Origin of the sequence: Synechococcus sp. R55.8 (genome assembly GCF_047461895.1) — a bacterium.
Taxonomy (GTDB): domain Bacteria; phylum Cyanobacteriota; class Cyanobacteriia; order Thermostichales; family Thermostichaceae; genus Thermostichus.
In genome coordinates this window covers 1-17,241 of the sequence record NZ_JANSIB010000054.1, presented here as the reverse complement: position 1 = coordinate 17,241, position 17,241 = coordinate 1, and the positions used below count along the sequence as shown (strand labels likewise).

Sequence of the window (17,241 nt, the reverse complement as noted above, 5' to 3'; positions counted from 1 at the left end):
CGCTGCATAGTTGAACAGTGATGTTCAGCAGTGTTCAGCGTAAATGTATCAGGCATGCTGATGATGTTCACCACGGTGTTCACCACCAAAGGGCCCCAGCCCGAGGATTCTCAGTCGGATCCCCAAAAGGGGCGAGCCTAGCCCAAGGCCCGGTGACGGGATCCCTGGCATCCAGCTACATGCCTTCATGGGTTGTCAGTCTGGGCCGAGAGAGAACTAGTCCCGCTCCTGTTGGCGGAGCCGCTGCAGAAGCGAGAGGGGTTTCTCTTCCTCTGGCCCTTTCTTTTCAGTCGCAGTTGGCAGGGCGGCTGTTTCTGTTTTCTGAGGTTCGAGCAAAAGCTTGGCGGCTTCTGACTCAACGGCTGGAGGGCGAGCCGGGTTCTCCCCTTGTTGGCCGGGCAAGGGAACAGACTCCAGAGTGGCCAGCAGAGCTTGAATATGGCTGTGGGTTTCGGGATGGTTGCTGGCGGCATGGGCCAAGAGGGTGAGCTGCTCTTTGGCAGCGACCAGGTTCCCCAGCTTGAGATCCACCAAGGCCAGTTGATAGCGAGCCTTAAAGCCACTGGGATCCACCTCTACCGAGCGCTGAAAGGCAGCGCGGGCCTCCGCCAGCTTGCCCTGACGGGCGTAGATCAAGCCGAGGTTAAAAGGCACATCGGGATCCCGTTCGCTGGGCAGCACCAAGGTTTTTTCTTCCAGTTCAATTGCGCTCCGGTAGGCGTTGATGGCCAAGGTATGGAAGCCCATCTGCAGATAGCGAGCTCCGTCTTCCTTCAGTTGGGCGACCGTCGGCTCCCCTGTCAGTAGGGTCATGGGCGGTTGCGCGTGGGCAGGCATGGCCACCGCCAAGCTCAGCAGGCACCCCACCGTTTTCAGGCCTAAGGGTACAGCCTGACGACCAATCTGCTGCCTATTCATCACCATGATCTGTTTCCTCCAACCACATCAACACCACTTCATTCCACCCCTCTGGGCCGGGGAGCTGAGCCAATTGCCATTGGGGCAGGGCCTCACTCCAGAGGCTATCCGCAATTGGGCTGGGAAGCACCACTTTTTGCTCCGTCCACCGCAAAAAGGCCACATCGGGCGGGGAACAACCAATGCCCAAAGCCTTGATAGGGCCCAAATGCCGTTGATAGCAATCCAGCAGCCGCCGCACCGCCTGTTCCCCCGGTAACCAATTGGGTTCTGCGGCCATCGTTGGCTGCATCCATCCGGTCAGATACCATTGCGGCAGGCTGGAGAAGTGGAGCTGACGCACCCGCAGCAGATGTTGGGTGAGGTTGGCTTCTTGCTGGGCAAAAGCTTCCCGTAGGGTTTCGGGATCCCCGGAATAGCTGAAAATCTCACTGTACTCTCGCTGCTGCGCCCGCTCTGCCTCTTCCAAAGGGATCCCAGTGGCAGCGGCCAGCTCAGAGGCAGTCCAATCCCCAAACCCGATCAAATCCAAGTGGGACTCTTGACGCACCTGTTGCAGGATGCTGCGCAGGCGAGAATAGGGCAGACCCAAAGCATACACGTAGTAGGGCGGTCGGTGTTGCCACTGCTCGTCTAGGATGCCCGCCGGGAAGTAATGCTCGGGAACGTAAACGGCAGAGCCATCCTCACAGATGAACGGATGCTCCAGGCGCAACTGCCGCCGCACATGTTCCAGTTGAGCGCGGGTGCGCAGGCTGTAGAGCACCAAGGGAATGGAGCGGCGCTCTAGGGCAGCCAAGGCTTGTCGGGCAGCACCATAGCTGTTGAACTCTAGATCCAGCAAGCTGCCATCTAAACTGGTAAGGACAAGTCGCATAGGTGCAGGAAAGGGAAAGGCGCTGGCCCCGTCAAAATTTCAAGCAGCACGACCGGCTGAAGCGTCCTACAGTACCTATGATCCAATAGCTTGACCAACCTGAGGGGGATTAGCCTCAAATGCTCTCCCTCAAAGCATCTGGGTGAATGGGCAATCCGTGCGCCAGAAGTGGTAAAAGCTCGATTGAGCACTCCAGAATGCGTGTGTCGCCGAAGATCTTGGCTCAAAAACCAGCAGCAGAGAAGACAGACAGATTGAGTGGGTCAGTGGCTAGTTCTCTGTGCCGAAGGCGCGATCCCCTGCATCCCCCAGCCCGGGCAAAATGAACCCTCGATCGTTCAGCCGCTCGTCAATCATGGCGCAGAAGATTTGCACCATTGGGTAGTGGGATCCCAACCGCTGTAACCCTGGGGGCGCTGCCAATGCGCTGACAATTCTAACCAAGCTGGGATCCGCCCCCCGTTTTTTTAGCTCATCCAAAACCCAGAGCAGCGTGCCCCCGGTGGCCAACATCGGCTCGGGAATGAGAATGCGCATCTGTTCAGGGATCCGCTCTGGAAGGCGATTGAGGTAGCAACTGGCCTGCAGCGTTTCCTCATCCCGCACCATGCCAATGTGAAAGATCCGCGCCTGGGGCAAAAGGGCCTGACAGCCTTCCAGCATCGCCAAGCCAGCCCGCAATACAGGCACAATGCCCAGCAGGGTATCCGGCGCGATGACCTCTGCGGCAACGGGTTCCAAAGGGGTTTGCACCTGAACGGTTTGGGTGGGGATCCACTCCCGCATCGCCTCATAGGTTAGCCAGCGGCCCAGCTCCGACATGGCCGTGCGAAACAGGGGCATGGGCGTCTCCGCATCCCGAGCCACGGTTAGCCAGTGCTTAATGAGCGGGTGAGGGGGGACATAGACACGAAGCTGCTGACTTGCCACGGGAGAATGCCTCAATCTGGGCGGTAGCATAGCGGGTTGCCTTAGCAGAAAGCAAGCTCTCCAATTGGCCGCAACTCCATCCCGACCGGGGATAAATTGCCAACAGCTCCGGCAAATGCTCAAGGGGTGGGGCTCTTTGACCCAGCAAGATTGCGGCAGAATGAGATCTGCAGGTTACTTCGAGCGCCGGTCATGTTCGGTGGCTACAGGTTTGGGATAGACCAGGGCAAGGCTGGTTTCGGGTTTTGTTCCTCTTGCCATTTGCGAACTGAGGTGCTGGCCCCAGGGCAGCTTGGCCTCCCGCCGATGGAACCGAACGCCAACGGCTCTCGTCTGCAAGTGCCGGTAGCCGGAGATACCGCTCTGCCCAAGGGTTTCTGGCTTAATGGGGTGTCGCAAGTTACAGCCTGTTCACAAATTAAGGGATACAAAACTTAAGGGATACAAAACATCGTGTTTCTGAGGCTTGACTCCGATGAGGTTTAGAACAAGTAGGTTTACAACCGTATCCGTAGCCCCTCAATAGGCTGTACCTGCATCTTTGGCCCCCTCACACCTTGCAAGGATTAGCTTAGGGAGAATGGATTATGGCTTCGTCTCAACCCTCTGACTCGAACACCAAGGCTCTGAGCCGCCGTCAGCTTCTCAAAGTGGGAGCCGCAGCCCTTGGGGGCGGTCTGCTGGCGGCAGGGGGCGCCCAAGCTCAGCGCAAACCCTCTCCCACCCTGATCGTGGCTCAGGGATCCGGCCTGGATCGCGTTTCCTATGCTACCAACTGGTATGCTCAGGCGGAACATGGCGGCTTCTATCAGGCGGTGGCGACCGGCATCTACCGCGAGCATGGCCTGGATGTAACCATCAAGATGGGTGGCCCTGGCATCAACATCACCCAAGTTTTGGCCGGTGGAGCTGCCGAGTTTGCCATGGGGGGAAGCACAGGGGTGATCAATGCTGTGCGAGAAGGGATCCCCTTGGTGTGTGTGGCAGCCATTTTCCAGAAAGACCCGCAGATCATCATGACCCACCCCGGCACCCAGCGCTTTGAAGAGCTCAAGGGCCGGCCCATTTTCGTCTCAAAAGGGGGGCTTGCCACCTACTGGCCCTACCTAAAGGCCCGCTTTGGCTTCACCGACGATCAGGTTCGTCCCTACAACTTCAACCCCGGCCCCTTTTTGGCGGATCCCAGCTCAGCTCAGCAAGGCTATCTGACATCCGAGCCTTTTGCCATCCAACGGGAAGGGGGATTTGAGCCGGTGGTCTTCCTCCTGGCGGATTTGGGCTACAAACCCTATGCCACCACCATCGAAACCCGTCGCCAACTGGTGGAAACCAAGCCCGACTTGGTGCAGCGATTCGTGGATGCCTCTATCAAAGGCTGGTACAGCTTCTTGGAGGATCCCCGTCCGGCCTATCGCTTGATCAAGCAGGACAACCCGGAGATGACCGATGCCCAGTTGGCCTACAGCTTCGAGAAATTGCAGGAGTACGGCATCATCTTGTCCGGCGATGCGTTGGAAAAAGGCATTGGCGCCATGACCGACAAACGCTGGCAAGACTTCTTCGACAGCATGACGGTGGCCGGCGTATTTGAGCCAACCATCAACTACCGGGCTGCCTACACACTGGACTTCGTCAATAAAGGCACTGCCTACTACACTGCCTGACGGACTTCCACCCTTGGCGCTTCTCAGCCCAAGGGATCCCCCCTCGCCCCCAGCCCCTCTTCCACCAAGGGAGAGGGGAACTATAGTCATTTCAAACTAGATTGAGACACCCCCTAAACGCTCCGCGCCACTGCCCTCACCCCCATTCCTTCTCTCAGAGGGAGAAGGGGGCTAGAGGGAAATGTTTCATTCCGGTTTAATTGAGAATGCCAGAACACTGCGTGATCACCTCCCCCAACACCGCCAGCAACACCGGCACCCCCAGACGGATCCCGGAGACCAACAGCGAGATCAAACAAAAAGCTCCAAGTGAAAAGGCGTTCCAGCGAAGCTTGGCCCAGCACTCCATCAACAAATGCAGGCACAGGTGGGAGCAGATTCATCGCCGAGCTGGAAAGCCTATCATGGGATCCAGTATGGAATCCATTGTGTCAGCAGCGCAGGGCACTTTGACCCTTTCACCCTCCTCTTCTCCGCCAGACCCGCCAGCCAGTCTGACGGGCTCATTCCCCGCCGCTGACGCGGCAGGGATCACTTTGCCTTGGGCAGCGCAGCGGGATCCCATCCTTGTCCTCGGGGCTGGGCTGATGGGGCGTTTGTTGGCCGCCAGCCTTGTCGAGGTTGGGCATCCCGTCCGCATTGTGGAGGCGGCTCCTGCTGCTGCTGTTGAGAGCAGTGCTGCCCATTTTGCCGCTGCTATGCTGGCTCCCCTAGCCGAGTCTGCCATCGCCGAAGCCAGTGTGGTGGCCCAGGGGTACTATGCCCTCTCCCGCTGGCCCGCCCTTCTGGCCAGCCTGCCAGAGCCGGTTTTCTTTCAGCAGGAGGGCACTTTGATCCTCTGGCACCGCCAAGATGCCGGGGAAGCCAAGCGCTTCTCGGCGCTACTGGCCGCTGTGGGGGAACACCTCCCGCATCTCCCCCGCCCTCAGCCGCTGGATGCCCAGGCTATTGCCGAGCTGGAGCCATCGGTAGCCGGGCGATTTGCGCAGGGCCTGTATCTTCCCCAAGAGGGCCAACTGGACAACCGCCAACTGTTGGCAGCTTTACTGGCCAAGTTGCGGCAGCACGAGGTGGAAGTGGAGTGGGGTTGCCCCTGGGATCTGAAGCAGGCCCAAGCCTGGCAGCAACAAACCGGAGGCTGGGTTTTGGATTGCCGCGGCCTGGGATCCCAAAAAGAATGGGGCGGGCAAAAACTGCTGCGCGGAGTTCGGGGTGAGGTGGTGCGCCTGTATGCCCCAGAAGTCTCTTTGCGGCGCCCAACCCGGCTGTTGCATCCTCGCTATCCGATCTACATCGCTCCCAAGCCGGGTCAGGTGTTTGTGGTGGGGGCCACTGAAATCGAATCTGAGGATCGCTCGCCGGTGAGCGTCCGCTCCGCCCTGGAGTTGCTCAGCGCCGCCTACGCCGTACATCCTGCCTTTGCCGAAGCGCGTATCCTGGAATTAGGCAGCCAATGTCGTCCCACCTTGGCGGATAACCTGCCAGCCGTGGTGGAGCGCTCACCTCGCCTGTTGCAGATCAACGGCCTCTATCGCCATGGCTTTCTGATCTCCCCGGCCATCCACGATGCTGTCTTGGAGTATCTTCACCAGGGCAGTTGTCGCTTGGCTCAGCAGCTTGGGATCCCCTTTCAGGTGCAGGCTGCCCCTCTTTCCGGTGAGTCCCTGTCGCCATGCGTGTCTTGATCAACCAGAAGCCTTACGATTTGCCGGAAGGCACCACTTTGTCCGAAGCAGTGGCTCAGGTGGGGGCCAGCGGCCCTTTCGCGGTAGCGGTTAATCTGAAGTTTGTGCCACGTGCCCAATACGAGCAAACTCGTCTGCAAGAAGGCGACCAGGTGGAGATCGTCGCTCCGGTTGCCGGCGGCTAGCGCTCAAGTCCGCTTTTCTATCTGCCTCAGCCATGTCCACCCTCCTCCATTGCTCTCCCTCAACTCTGGCCGATGAGGATCCTTTGGTTCTCTACGGCCAACCGTTGCCCAGCCGCCTGATGTTGGGTACGGCTCGCTACCCTTCGCCAGCCATTTTGGAGCAGGCGGTGGCGCGCGCGCAGCCCTGTTTGTTGACGGTTTCTCTGCGGCGGCAAGGGGCACTGGGGCCAGAAACTTCCCAGAGGTTCTGGGCTCTGTTGCAGAAGATGGGGATCCCAGTTCTGCCCAACACCGCCGGCTGCCACAGCGTGCAGGAGGTGATCACAACGGCGGAGATGGCGCGGGAGGTGTTCGGCACCGACTGGATCAAGCTGGAGTTGATTGGGGATGACTACACGCTGCAGCCGGATCCCGTGCAACTGCCCACTGCTGCTGCTGAGCTGGTCCGGCGCGGCTTTAAGGTGCTGCCCTATAGCACCGACGACCTGGTGCTCTGCCAGCGGCTTTTGGATGCTGGCTGTGAGGTGGTGATGCCCTGGGCGGCCCCCATTGGCACCGGCAAAGGCCCCCTCAACCCCTACAGCTTACGCCTGCTGCGGGAGCGGATCGAGGCGCCGCTGATCGTGGATGCCGGCTTGGGCCTGCCCTCCCATGCCTGCCAGGTGATGGAGTGGGGCTTCGACGGGGTGCTGCTAAACACGGCGGTGGCCTTGGCCCGGGATCCGGTGGCCATGGCCGAGGCCTTTGCAGAAGCGGTGCGCTCAGGCCGCCGAGCCTACCTGGCCGGGGCCATGATCCCTCAGGAAACAGCTCAGCCCAGTACGCCCGTCCTCGGCACTCCCTTTTGGCACCAGGGCTGACTGCCGCTCTCAGGGGTGCAGCTCAGGCGGCAGGCTTTCGCGCCTGGATAACCTGCAGAGCTCCCCCAGCGTGGAGGGTCTGCCGGATGGATTGCCAACCCTGCTGCTGCAAGTGCTCGGGCAAGTCCAGCTTGAGTAGCTCCCAGGCGGTCTCGGTTTCAAACAGGGCCAAAAAGAGGGCCAGCCCAGGCCAGATCAAGGGTTGTCGAGGCGCGTGCAGATCCAGAATCAAGAGTCCTCCCCCCGGCTTGAGCACCCGCCACACTTCCCGCAGCACCTGCTCCAAATCTGCGAAGGACAATTCGTGCAGAGCCAAGCTGGTATGCACCCAATCAAAGCTGGCATTGGGAAAGGGCATATCTTGGGCAAAGGCCTCCACAAACTCCACCTGGGGAAGGCGTTTGCGGGCTGCCGCTAGAGCTTTGGGGGAAGCATCCAGGCCCACCACCTGCTGGCTCAGCTCCGCCAACAGTGGGGTTACTTCAGCTGGGCCACAGCAGAGATCCAACACCCGCTCCTGGGGATGAATCTGGATCCCTTGCATGGGCAATCTCCGCAACCGCTCATATCCGCCCACTGCCAGGGCAGCCCCGCGACTGATGCTGCGGTAAAGCCAAGGAAATTGATAGCTCCAATCCCGCAGGAAGGTGGCCATCGCCAGGGATCCCTCAGGGGCTCTTTCAGCCTACCTAGCCCCTCTCCCAGCAGGGGAGTTGGCCTGGCTATTTTCTTGGCCTATGTGGAACTTTTTCCCGCCGGCAGTCGTCTGGGGAGATGGGCCATCTTAGGCCTTTTCTCCATCCACCTGCTGATGATGACTCAGTTTGAGCTGCCTTCTCCCCCTTCTGGAAGACCTAACCGGCACAGCTTGGTTTGGCTGGTGGTTGCTGCAGGTCTGACGGTCTTGCTCTGGCGGTTTCCCTGGGGTAACTACATCCTCTACCCCTTTACCTTGTTGGCCACCTGGTTTCACGAGATGGGCCATGGTCTGATGGCAGTGCTGTTGGGGGGGGAGTTTCATCGTCTGGAGATCTATCCCGACGGCTCGGGGCTGGCCATTCACAGTGGCGAGCTGTTTTTGGGACGGGTGGGGCAAGCTTTGGTGGCCGCTGCTGGGCCGATGGGGCCGCCGCTGGCTGGGGCCCTGTTCATCCTTGCCTCCCGCCGCCACAGCACAACTCGGTTGGGGCTGGTACTTCTGGGATCCCTGCTGTTGCTATCGACGCTGCTCTGGGTTCGCTCTCCCTTTGGCCTCCTGTTCCTCTTGGGTATGGGTTTGGGGATCCTGGCGGTAGCTCGCTGGGCCTCCCCCTGGCTGCGGGGCTTTGCCGCACAATTTTTGGGGGTGCAGGCCTGTGTGAGCACCTACCACCAGCTTGACTACTTGTTTACGGCCTCTGCCGTGATCAATGGGCAGGTGATCCACTCCGATTCCAGCCAAATTGCCCAAAACTTGTTCTTGCCCTACTGGTTTTGGGGAGGGGTGATGGCGGTCTCTTCTTTGGTGCTGCTGATAACCAGCTTGCAACTGACGTTCCGGGACTAGCCGGCGGGGGGCAAAGCCGCAATTTTGGCAGTGATTTGTGTCACGCAAAAATCCGTCCTCCATCACTGCCCAGTCGAGAAAACCGCCGCTACAGTAATGGGCAAGAGGAGTGAGGAGTTGAGGAGTGGAGCATGTGGCGGGATATTATCGGGCTGGCCCTGGCGGCGACCCTACTGTTGATCAGCAAAACCGCCGCAGACACGCTGGGCCAAAGCCAGGTGCAGACTTTCACCGAACCTGAGCCGATGCCCTACTCTGCACCGGTGGAATGAGGTACTTGAGTCTGCTGACGGAAGTCGTAGCGGCGTTGTCGTTTTGTGCAACACTCATTCTAGAGTCTTTGAGGACTCCGTCCGAGTGGCGCGGTCGCAGCAGCGTTGCGGAGCAATAACAGTAGGCTTGGGATCCCTGATGCGCATAGCCCTGTTTACGGAGACGTTTCTGCCCAAGGTGGACGGCATTGTTACCCGCCTCTGCCACACGGTGCGTCACCTAACCGCTCGTGGTAACTCGGTGCTCATCGTCGCGCCCCGGGGAGCCCCGCGGCGGTTTGCACGGGCACGGGTTTACGGGATCCCGGGGATGCCGCTGCCTCTGTATCCAGAGTTGAAGCTGGCTGCCCCCGGCCCGGCCATCGGCAAGTTGCTCAGCCGTTTCCGACCGGATGTGATCCACGTGGTGAACCCGGCAGTTTTGGGATTGGGGGGCCTCTACTACAGCCAGACGATGGGGATCCCGCTGGTGGCCTCCTACCATACCCATCTGCCGAAGTATCTGCAGCATTATGGGCTGGGCTTTCTGGAGGGGGTTTTGTGGAATCTCCTGAAGCTGGGGCACAATTTGGCGCGGGTCAATCTTTGCACCTCGACGGCCATGATGCAGGAGCTGAGCGCCCACGGCATTGAGCGGGTGCAGCTGTGGCAGCGAGGAGTGGATACGGAGTTGTTTCATCCCCAGGCGGCCAGTTCAGAAATGCGGGCTCGGCTCACCGCAGGGCAACCGGAACGGCCTCTTTTGCTCTATGTGGGGCGGCTTTCGGCTGAGAAGGAAGTAGGGCGGATCCGGGTGTTGCTAGAGCGGATCCCACAGGCGCGCCTAGCTATTGTGGGGGATGGGCCAGAGCGGGGATCCCTGGAGCAACATTTTGCCGGCTACGATGTGGTGTTTACGGGCTATCTGCAGGGGGAGTCTCTGGCAGCGGCCTTTGCTTCGGCGGATTTGTTCGTGTTCCCCTCCCGCACCGAGACCTTGGGGCTGGTTCTGTTGGAAGCCATGGCTGCCGGTTGTCCGGTGATCGCCCCCCGCTGCGGCGGCATTACCGATGTGGTGGACAGTGGGCGCAATGGCTTTCTGTTCGATCCCAATTCGGATAGCGACTTTGTCCAGGTTACCCAGCAACTCCTGAGCAGCGTCGGGCAGCGACAGCTCTTCCGACAGCAAGCCCGCCAAGAGGCAGAACGTTGGAGCTGGTCGGCAGCCACCCAACAGTTGGAAGGCTACTACCGGGCTGTTATTGCCGCCGATTAGCGGTGCGGAGCACAGAGTCCCCTACTGGGAAATACTCAGGGCAGAACTCCGTCCTGCTCTCGGGGTTCTCCATAGCACCAGTGCGAACGGCCAGCCTAGGCAGAGACCGGATGATCCCCTTCAATGGCCCGCACTTGCTCCACAAAGAATTCTTCTAGGGATTGCCGTTGCCAATGCAAGTCGGTGACCAGTGCCCCCGCTTGGTTCAAAAGGCTCAGCAACTCCGGTAGGGATCCACTCCATTCCCCCGACCAATGGGATCCCTGAATCGAGAAGTGCTCTAGGCGGTCGCGGAACTGTTCGACGGCGCCACCGTGCCCCTGTACCCGATAGCTTTTGCTCTCTCCCAGCAAGTCATCCAAAGTTCCCTGATGCACCAATTTGCCGCCGATGATCAGGCCGACTCGGTTGCAGATAACTTCCACATCCGCCAGGATATGGCTGTTGAAAAACACCGTTTTGCCCTGCTGCTTGAGGGACAGAATGATCTCGCGCATTTGATAGCGGCCCATGGGATCCAGTCCTGACATCGGCTCATCCAGAAACACCAGCTCTGGGTCGTTGATCAGCGCTTGGGCCATGCCAGTGCGCTGCAGCATGCCCTTGGAGTAGGTGCGCAGTTGTTTTTTGCGGGCCGTATCTATAGAAAGCCCCACCAGCTCCAGCAGTTGCGGGATCCGCTCCTTCAACAGGCTATTGGGCAGACCAAACACCTTGCCGGCAAACTGGAGAAACTCCCATGCCGTCAAGTAATCGTAAAAATAGGGGTTCTCCGGCAAATATCCCACCTGTTGCTTGATGGAGCGATCCCCCAGGGGTTTGCCCAGCAAAGTGCCGCTGCCGCGGGTGGGCTCCACAATGCCCAGTAGGCATTTGATGGTGGTGGTTTTCCCGGCCCCGTTGGGCCCCAGCAGCCCAAAGGTTTCTCCGCGGGCCACAGTCAGAGAAAAATCTTTGAGGGGGCTGACCACCTTGTTCAGCCAAAATCCTGTGCGATAGGTTTTGGTCAGGCCGGTGATGGCAATGACCGGCTCTGGTGCCGCGAACGCTTCTGCTGGGGAAGTGGGGGTCTCGCTCATGGACTCGCTCGTAGGTATGTTGGAGTTGAGGGAGAAAAAGGTGCCGCGAACACCGAGTTAAGGAGCACACAGTCCGCCAGGCGATAGGCTACCCAGCCTAACCTTTAGTTTACCCACAGGCTTTGTCCCAGCCTAGGCTTGCCGCAGCACTTCCGGTAGAGGAAAGGGGCCAGAGCAAACATACTCCGCGTAGGTATCCGCTTCATTCGCAACAGCGGTGCGGTTCCTTTGCCGTAGGCACAGCACTTTGCTCTGACCTCCCTTCAGTAGCATTCTCATCATCTGGGATGATTCTGGGATGATGATTTCCATCGCGTTGGCGGTGCGGAGCAAGAAAATTGAATCCAGAGGTTTTGTGCCTCTGGCCTCTGGGATCCCAGCCGGTGGTGATCATCGGCAACAGCGTTGCAGAGCAATAAGAAAGGAGTGTTTCTTGCTGGATAAGGTGCTTAGGCAGTGGAAGGAGCGGCTGTTGGCTCCAGTGCTGCAAACCCCTCTCCAACAGGTGCATCCCCTAGCCATTACCCTGTCGGGGTTTGCTGTGGGCCTGGCCTCTGGGACAGCGGCAGCTTACGGGGCCTACGGGTGGGGGCTGGGCCTGTGGTTGCTGAACCGGTTTATGGACGGGCTGGACGGCACGTTGGCTCGTCTGCAGGGACGGCAAAGCGATCTGGGGGGCTACCTGGATATGCTGCTGGACGTGGTGGTCTACGCAGTCGTTCCCCTGGGGCTGGCCTTTCACCAGGGATCCCTGCTGGGCTATGCTTCTCTGGCTCTGATGCTGGCCAGCTTTTACATCAACCTTTGCTCCTGGATGTATTTGGCAGGGCTGTTGGAAAAACGGCGTTCGCGACAGCGTTGCGGAGCAACAAGGACGGATGGCACTGTCGGGGCGGGATCCCTGGATGAACTGACCAGCTTAAGTATGCCGTCGGGGCTTATCGAGGGCAGCGAAACCATCTTTTTCTACGGCTTGTTTTTCCTTTTCCCGGAGTACATGGTGGGCTTGTTTGGGCTGATGGCGATTCTGGTGCTCTTGAGTGCTGTGCAGCGGTTGGTTTGGGCGCTGGGATCGCTTTCTGCTCCAAGGTGAGTTCGGAAGGAGTCTGTCCCTATGACTCCGTCCGGCTGGCGCGAGTTGGGTTTCAAGACCTCCCCATCAAGCCCCACCGGGCAAGAGGATCCAAAATGAGAAAGCCATAGACCGAGATCTGCCGCCGTGACCTCCACCCTCAACCAACGCATTCGCCACTTCTACGATGCCTCCTCCGGCCTCTGGGAGCGGGTGTGGGGGGAGCACATGCACCATGGCTATTACGAGCCGGGCCAAACCGGTAAGGATCGCCGCCAAGCTCAGATTGACTTGATCGACAGGGTTATCCAGTGGGGCCAGATCGGGGATCCCTGCCCTCCCCAGCACATTCTTGATCTTGGCTGTGGCATTGGGGGAAGCAGCTTGGAGTTAGCCCGGCGCTTTGGGGCACAGGTTACGGGCATTACCCTCAGCCCCGTCCAAGCCCAGCGGGCCGGGGAGCGCGCCCAAGAGGCCGGCCTGAGCAACAAGGTGCGATTTCAGGTGGCCGATGCTCTGGAGATGCCCTTTGCAGACAACACCTTTGATCTGGTGTGGTCTCTGGAAAGCGGCGAGCACATGCCGGATAAGCGGCAGTTTCTGGCCGAGGGCTGGCGGGTCTTGCAACCGGGCGGGCAGGTGATGGTGGTAACCTGGTGCCACCGCGAGGGATCCCTGAGTCGGCAGGATCAACAGCTTTTGCAGAAAATCTACGAGGTGTACTGCCTACCCTATGTGATCAGCCTCTCCGGCTACGAGGCTCTGGCCCAACAGGTGGGCTTTGAGCAGTTGCGCAGTGCTGACTGGTCGGAGCGGGTGGCCCCCTTCTGGGATGAGGTGATCGCTTCCGCCCGCGACTGGCGCTGGATCCCGGCTTTGCTGCGCAGCGGCTGGGTTACCCTTCGGGCGGCACTGGGGCTGGGCCTGATGCGTCGGGCTTATGCCACCGGCTTGCTCCGCTTTGGCCTCTTGACTGGGTTCAAACCCAAAAGCTAGCCCACCGCAGGGATCCCTTGCTCCCCTTTGGGAGAAGGGGCGCTTGGGAAAATGGGCTCAAAAGTCCGGCTGAGGTGGCGTTGTGCCGTTGAGTTCCAGATACTTTTGCTTCACCGCCTGGATGTCCTGCCACATCAACCACTTGGGGCTGCCAGGGGTGCGGTCTGGGTTGCGCAGCAGATAGGCCGGGTGAAAAATGGGCATACACCAGCGTCCCTGCCACTGGATCCATTCCCCGCGGATCTTGGTGATCCCTCGCTTCTCGCCCAAAAGGGAGCGCACCGAGGTGGCCCCCGTGAGCAGAATAATCCAGGGATCCACCAGGCGAATCTGCTCCAACAGATAGGGACGGCAGGCGTCCATCTCCTCCTGGGTGGGCACGCGGTTGTTAGGGGGGCGGCACTTGACCACATTACAGATGTAGGTGTCCTGCTCGGGATCCAGCCCCACCGAAGCCAGGATTTTATCCAGCAATTGTCCCGACTTGCCCACAAAAGGCAGCCCCTGCAGGTCTTCGCTTTCCCCTGGCCCCTCTCCGATGATTAAAATCCTTGCCTTGGGGTTGCCCCGATGCACCACCACATGGGTACGGCTGGCTGCCAAGTCGCAGCGCTGGCATACCAAACAATGCTGCTTCAGTTGCTCCAAATCCCTGTAAGTGCCGGGGGGGATGGACACCTGGGCCGACAGGGGGATCTGATCCCACTGGGGGAGTGTCTCCTCCGCCGGGGCTGGCGGCTCGATGGGATCGTCAAATAGGCTGGGCTGAAGCTCCGGCGGTTTTTTCTTGGCAGCCATTGCAAGTCGAGGTTTCCTTGTGCAGCGATCTTCGATTGCTCCCCCGCCCTTGTCAAGCTCAAGGCCAACCTGCCGGCAGGGGAGAACCTTTACTCCTTGTTAAACTGAGAAAACGAAAACTTGCGCCGGCCTTAGCTCGTCTCTACTCCCTGAGCCTGCCATGCTGCTTTTGTCCAAAGAACTGCCCAACCTGAACTACCGTCATACTCTACAGCGCTTCGACGAGGATTGGCGGGATCCCCTCTCTGCCCTGTTGGGCTGGGGGCGCGCTGCCGGTGCCGATTTGGTGGAGATTTTTCTAGAACGGGGCAATTCCATCAGTTGCCTGGCCGAAGATGACGCCATCACCAGCATCACCCCACGGCTCTCCACCGGGGCCGGCGTGCGGGTGTTTCGCGGCTTGGCCGACTGCTACGTCAGCACCAACGATCTGTCCTTTGCCGGTCTCAAGGCTGCTCTGGAGAAGGGCCTTTCGCTGATGGGCTTCACCCCTCCTGGCCCCACAGCGCTGGTCTCTGCCGTCAACCTGGAGATGCTGCAGGACTACGGCGAGCGTCGCCGCAAAGATGGCTGGTTGAAGGAATGTAGCCCCATTGCGGAGATGGGGGAGATCCTGCTCAAAGCCAACGAGCAACTGGGTCGCCAAGCCCGCCATGTGCAGTCCCGCCGCACCACCTATTTCCGCGATTGGCAAGAGATTCTGGTGGCCTGCAGCGATGGCACCTTTGTGCGGGATGTGCGCCTCACCCAATCCGTGAGCTCTACGCTGCTCTGTGCCGATGGATCCCATCGCGCCTCTGTCAGTCAACGCTCCGGCGGTACGGGGGATCCCAACTTTTTGCGCCGTTGGGATCTGGAGGCCCATAGCCGGGAACTGGCAGAAGCCGCCGGCCAGATGCTCTATGCCGACTATGTGGAATCCGGCACCTACCCGATTGTGATGTCCAACGCCTTTGGCGGCGTCATTTTCCACGAAGCCTGCGGCCACTTGTTGGAAACCACCCAGATTGAGCGCAAAACCACTCCCTTTGCCGACAAAAAAGGCCAGAAAATTGCCCACAAAAACCTCACCGCCTGGGACGAAGGTCTCTCTGAAGGGGCCTTTGGCAGCCTGGATGTGGATGACGAGGGGATGCCCGTCCAGCGCACTTTGCTAATTGAAAAGGGCATTTTGAAGAACTTCCTGGCCGACCGGGCCGGCTCAATGCGCACCGGCCACCCCCGCACCGGCAGCGGTCGCCGACAGAACTACACCTTTGCCCCTGCCAGCCGTATGCGCAACACTTACATCGCCCCTGGAGATGCAGAGTTGGACGATCTTTTTGCTTCTATCGACAAAGGCATTTACTGCAAGCGTATGGGGGGAGGGAGCGTCGGCCCCACTGGGCAATTTAACTTCGCCGTCGAAGAAGCCTATCTCATCGAAAACGGCAAGATTACCAAACCCCTCAAGGGAGCCACTCTGATCGGAGAAGCCAAAGACATCTTGACCAAAATTTCCATGTGTTCTAAGGACCTCAGCTTGGCAGCTGGGTTCTGTGGCTCTGTAAGTGGCAGCATTTACGTCACCGTCGGGCAGCCTCACATCAAGGTAGATTCCATTACCGTGGGCGGTCGCTAATTCCAGGGATCCACCTCGACATGGCCTATGACAACGTCTGCAAATATCTGGCCGAGCGTTTCCCAGAGCAGTTTGCCCGCTGGCTCATGGGAGAAGTGGCTCGGCTCCGACTCTATCGGAGGTATCCTCACCTATCGGTGCAGCAGGTGGTCAAGGTGCTCCGCACCGCTAACGCGATTGACTTGCGCAAAACGGGGTCGGAGCGAGTTTTCCAGACCTCTTTTCGTCTAGAGAGGCTGAGCCATGAGTTTGATGTTGTCCGCCTGTGGGAATGCGATTTGAGGGCCGGAGCGGATCGGCAAGCCCTGCTACCGTTTCGGGTTCTAAGCCAGGTGGAAGATCCAGCAGAAACCTTGCGAGAGGTGGTCAGTGAGCTAGAGAGCTTGGCAGACCCCAGTGAGAGAAGGGAATTGGCAGCCGCAACAGCCGTCTTGGTGGGACTAGCATTGGATCGGGGTTTGATTCGACAAATCATGAGGTCTTTGGATATGAGGGAATCGGTGATCTACCAAGAGTGGCGGGCAGAAGCTCTGCGAGAGGGGCTGGAAGAAGGGCGCAAAGAAGGACGCAGAGAAGGACTACAACTGGGCCTGCAACAAGGGCTACAACAAGGATTGCAACAGGGATTGCAACACGGGGAAGCAACGCTGGTTTTGCGGCTGCTCAGGCGGAAGTTGGGATCCCTTGACCCGGCCCTTGAGAATAAGATTTGGGCTTTGTCAACGTCACAACTGGAGGCGCTGGGGGAAGCTCTGTTGGACTTCAACAGCTTGGAGGATTTAACTGCCTGGCTGGCCCGTCAGCTAGAAACCGCAGGAGCCCCGCTCTCTGCCCACAGGGCAAGGGTCGGGAGGAATGTGAGTAAAATGCAATAAGGCTATGACCCAAGTCCTGACCGTTTCTTGCAAGCTCAAGGTGTCCCAGTCGCAAGCCGCCAAATTGGACGAGACATTGGATGCTTTCGGCCAAGTCTTGAACTGGGTCAACCAAAACACACCCGAGAAAGTCGTCAACCCACTGAAACTCCAATCCCTGTGCTACTACGAAATCCGTGCCCGTTTCGGCTTGTCCAGTAATTTGGCAAGGACTACGTCCCGCTTACGCGACCAACAGATATGCAGACGGGTAGCGTCTGCTCGCAAGGTGGCACAACAGAAAAACCGCCCGGTCAAAGCGTTCAAGGGTGGCTTCGCTACCTACGACGCTCGTATCTTTTCGTTTCGCGAGAAAGACTGGACGGTGTCGCTCACCACGGTGGAGGGTCGAGAACGCTTTGAGCTGGCGATTGGTCATTACCAGAGAGAACAGTTGGCAGGCTCCAATCCCAAATCGGCCACTCTGGTCAAGCGCAAAGACGGTTCCTACTCCATCCAGATTTGCGTGGAAGCAAAGTTACCGGAACAGCAGAACACCGCTCAGGTGGTAGGCGTGGACTTGGGAAGGACAGATATTGCCCATACATCGGAAGGAGATAACTGGAATG

Annotated in this window: 17 protein-coding genes and 1 pseudogene; 12 read left to right on the top strand and 6 right to left on the bottom strand. The window is 59.1% G+C overall.

Features of this window, described 5'->3' with window-relative positions; translation table 11 throughout:
- Window positions 1-216: 216 nt before the first annotated feature.
- The 3 genes from NW829_RS07055 to upp all read right to left on the bottom strand — a co-directional run bounded on the left by NW829_RS07055 (window position 217) and on the right by upp (window position 2,755).
- A complete protein-coding gene (locus tag NW829_RS07055) occupies window positions 217-924 on the bottom strand; it encodes a tetratricopeptide repeat protein (protein WP_414383967.1) in 708 nt (235 codons plus the stop codon).
- The gene (locus NW829_RS07050; RefSeq protein ID WP_414350080.1) at window positions 911-1,795 is read right to left on the bottom strand and encodes a hypothetical protein; all 885 of its coding nucleotides are present in this window, start codon (window positions 1,793-1,795) and stop codon (window positions 911-913) included. Before NW829_RS07050 ends, NW829_RS07055 begins: the two co-directional genes overlap by 14 nt.
- A gap of 270 nt (window positions 1,796-2,065) precedes the next feature.
- Window positions 2,066-2,755 (bottom strand): uracil phosphoribosyltransferase, encoded by a 690-nt coding sequence (gene upp / locus NW829_RS07045; protein ID WP_011433955.1) that lies wholly within the window; start codon window positions 2,753-2,755, stop codon window positions 2,066-2,068.
- Between the two features lie 557 nt (window positions 2,756-3,312).
- Here upp and NW829_RS07040 point away from each other — a divergent pair.
- The 4 genes from NW829_RS07040 to NW829_RS07025 all read left to right on the top strand — a co-directional run bounded on the left by NW829_RS07040 (window position 3,313) and on the right by NW829_RS07025 (window position 7,119).
- Window positions 3,313-4,389 (top strand): ABC transporter substrate-binding protein, encoded by a 1,077-nt coding sequence (locus tag NW829_RS07040; protein ID WP_414416756.1) that lies wholly within the window; start codon window positions 3,313-3,315, stop codon window positions 4,387-4,389.
- A 416-nt stretch (window positions 4,390-4,805) separates the two neighbouring features.
- On the top strand, window positions 4,806-6,074 hold the full coding sequence (locus NW829_RS07035) for an FAD-dependent oxidoreductase (protein WP_414416755.1): 1,269 nt from the start codon (window positions 4,806-4,808) through the stop codon (window positions 6,072-6,074).
- Window positions 6,062-6,259, top strand: coding sequence for a sulfur carrier protein ThiS (gene thiS / locus NW829_RS07030; RefSeq protein WP_414357500.1), 198 nt, complete (start codon window positions 6,062-6,064; stop codon window positions 6,257-6,259). Before NW829_RS07035 ends, thiS begins: the two co-directional genes overlap by 13 nt.
- Before the next feature lie 32 nt (window positions 6,260-6,291).
- Window positions 6,292-7,119 (top strand): thiazole synthase, encoded by an 828-nt coding sequence (locus tag NW829_RS07025; protein ID WP_414416754.1) that lies wholly within the window; start codon window positions 6,292-6,294, stop codon window positions 7,117-7,119.
- 22 nt (window positions 7,120-7,141) lie between these two features.
- On the opposite strand, the gene NW829_RS07020 is transcribed toward NW829_RS07025, so the two are convergent.
- Complete coding sequence (locus tag NW829_RS07020) at window positions 7,142-7,774, bottom strand: class I SAM-dependent methyltransferase (RefSeq protein ID WP_414416753.1); 633 nt, start codon at window positions 7,772-7,774, stop codon at window positions 7,142-7,144.
- An 84-nt stretch (window positions 7,775-7,858) separates the two neighbouring features.
- Between NW829_RS07020 and NW829_RS07015 the strand changes: the two genes are divergently transcribed.
- The 3 genes from NW829_RS07015 (at window position 7,859) to NW829_RS07005 (ending at window position 10,192) form a co-directional block, all read left to right on the top strand.
- The gene (locus tag NW829_RS07015) at window positions 7,859-8,665 is read left to right on the top strand and encodes a M50 family metallopeptidase (protein ID WP_414416757.1); all 807 of its coding nucleotides are present in this window, start codon (window positions 7,859-7,861) and stop codon (window positions 8,663-8,665) included.
- A gap of 131 nt (window positions 8,666-8,796) precedes the next feature.
- A complete protein-coding gene (locus NW829_RS07010) occupies window positions 8,797-8,937 on the top strand; it encodes a hypothetical protein (RefSeq protein ID WP_414344387.1) in 141 nt (46 codons plus the stop codon).
- 139 nt (window positions 8,938-9,076) lie between these two features.
- Window positions 9,077-10,192: a glycosyltransferase family 4 protein gene (locus NW829_RS07005; RefSeq protein ID WP_414383974.1), complete on the top strand. Its 1,116-nt coding sequence runs from the start codon at window positions 9,077-9,079 to the stop codon at window positions 10,190-10,192.
- A 95-nt stretch (window positions 10,193-10,287) separates the two neighbouring features.
- Here the strand turns inward: NW829_RS07005 and NW829_RS07000 are convergent, their stop codons facing one another.
- Window positions 10,288-11,271 (bottom strand): ABC transporter ATP-binding protein, encoded by a 984-nt coding sequence (locus tag NW829_RS07000; RefSeq protein ID WP_414344385.1) that lies wholly within the window; start codon window positions 11,269-11,271, stop codon window positions 10,288-10,290.
- A gap of 298 nt (window positions 11,272-11,569) precedes the next feature.
- Here NW829_RS07000 and NW829_RS06995 point away from each other — a divergent pair, with 298 nt between their 5' ends.
- Both NW829_RS06995 and NW829_RS06990 read left to right on the top strand, forming a co-directional pair.
- Entirely contained in the window at window positions 11,570-12,364 is a 795-nt protein-coding gene (locus NW829_RS06995; protein ID WP_414413626.1) for a CDP-alcohol phosphatidyltransferase family protein, read from the top strand.
- 126 nt (window positions 12,365-12,490) lie between these two features.
- A complete protein-coding gene (locus NW829_RS06990; RefSeq protein ID WP_414413625.1) occupies window positions 12,491-13,339 on the top strand; it encodes a methyltransferase domain-containing protein in 849 nt (282 codons plus the stop codon).
- Between the two features lie 57 nt (window positions 13,340-13,396).
- Here the strand turns inward: NW829_RS06990 and NW829_RS06985 are convergent, their stop codons facing one another.
- Window positions 13,397-14,017 (bottom strand): uracil-DNA glycosylase, encoded by a 621-nt coding sequence (locus NW829_RS06985; RefSeq protein ID WP_011433970.1) that lies wholly within the window; start codon window positions 14,015-14,017, stop codon window positions 13,397-13,399.
- 280 nt (window positions 14,018-14,297) lie between these two features.
- On the opposite strand from NW829_RS06985, the gene NW829_RS06980 reads away from it, so the two are divergent.
- From NW829_RS06980 to NW829_RS06970, 3 genes and pseudogenes are all read left to right on the top strand, one after another.
- Complete coding sequence (locus NW829_RS06980; RefSeq protein WP_414413624.1) at window positions 14,298-15,758, top strand: TldD/PmbA family protein; 1,461 nt, start codon at window positions 14,298-14,300, stop codon at window positions 15,756-15,758.
- Window positions 15,759-15,778: 20 nt separating this feature from the next.
- Window positions 15,779-16,633 carry a DUF4351 domain-containing protein gene (locus tag NW829_RS06975; protein WP_414416752.1) on the top strand — a complete coding sequence of 285 codons (855 nt, stop codon included), beginning with the start codon at window positions 15,779-15,781 and terminating at the stop codon, window positions 16,631-16,633.
- A 4-nt stretch (window positions 16,634-16,637) separates the two neighbouring features.
- Window positions 16,638-17,241: pseudogene (locus NW829_RS06970) on the top strand (RNA-guided endonuclease TnpB family protein); the annotation flags it as partial.

Bases quoted from the DNA above. Each gene is read 5' to 3' on its own strand.
- NW829_RS07035 (WP_414416755.1), top strand. From the start codon at position 4,806: ATGGAATCCATTGTGTCAGCAGCGCAGGGCACTTTGACCCTTTCACCC.
- NW829_RS07005 (WP_414383974.1), top strand. From the start codon at position 9,077: ATGCGCATAGCCCTGTTTACGGAGACGTTTCTGCCCAAGGTGGACGGC.
- thiS (WP_414357500.1), top strand. From the start codon at position 6,062: ATGCGTGTCTTGATCAACCAGAAGCCTTACGATTTGCCGGAAGGCACC.
- NW829_RS06995 (WP_414413626.1), top strand. From the start codon at position 11,570: ATGATGATTTCCATCGCGTTGGCGGTGCGGAGCAAGAAAATTGAATCC.
- NW829_RS07040 (WP_414416756.1), top strand. From the start codon at position 3,313: ATGGCTTCGTCTCAACCCTCTGACTCGAACACCAAGGCTCTGAGCCGC.
- NW829_RS07010 (WP_414344387.1), top strand. From the start codon at position 8,797: ATGTGGCGGGATATTATCGGGCTGGCCCTGGCGGCGACCCTACTGTTG.
- NW829_RS06975 (WP_414416752.1), top strand. From the start codon at position 15,779: ATGGCCTATGACAACGTCTGCAAATATCTGGCCGAGCGTTTCCCAGAG.
- NW829_RS07025 (WP_414416754.1), top strand. From the start codon at position 6,292: ATGTCCACCCTCCTCCATTGCTCTCCCTCAACTCTGGCCGATGAGGAT.
- NW829_RS07000 (WP_414344385.1), bottom strand. From the start codon at position 11,271: ATGAGCGAGACCCCCACTTCCCCAGCAGAAGCGTTCGCGGCACCAGAG.
- NW829_RS07050 (WP_414350080.1), bottom strand. From the start codon at position 1,795: ATGCGACTTGTCCTTACCAGTTTAGATGGCAGCTTGCTGGATCTAGAG.
- upp (WP_011433955.1), bottom strand. From the start codon at position 2,755: ATGCTACCGCCCAGATTGAGGCATTCTCCCGTGGCAAGTCAGCAGCTT.
- NW829_RS07020 (WP_414416753.1), bottom strand. From the start codon at position 7,774: ATGGCCACCTTCCTGCGGGATTGGAGCTATCAATTTCCTTGGCTTTAC.
- NW829_RS06980 (WP_414413624.1), top strand. From the start codon at position 14,298: ATGCTGCTTTTGTCCAAAGAACTGCCCAACCTGAACTACCGTCATACT.
- NW829_RS07055 (WP_414383967.1), bottom strand. From the start codon at position 924: ATGGTGATGAATAGGCAGCAGATTGGTCGTCAGGCTGTACCCTTAGGC.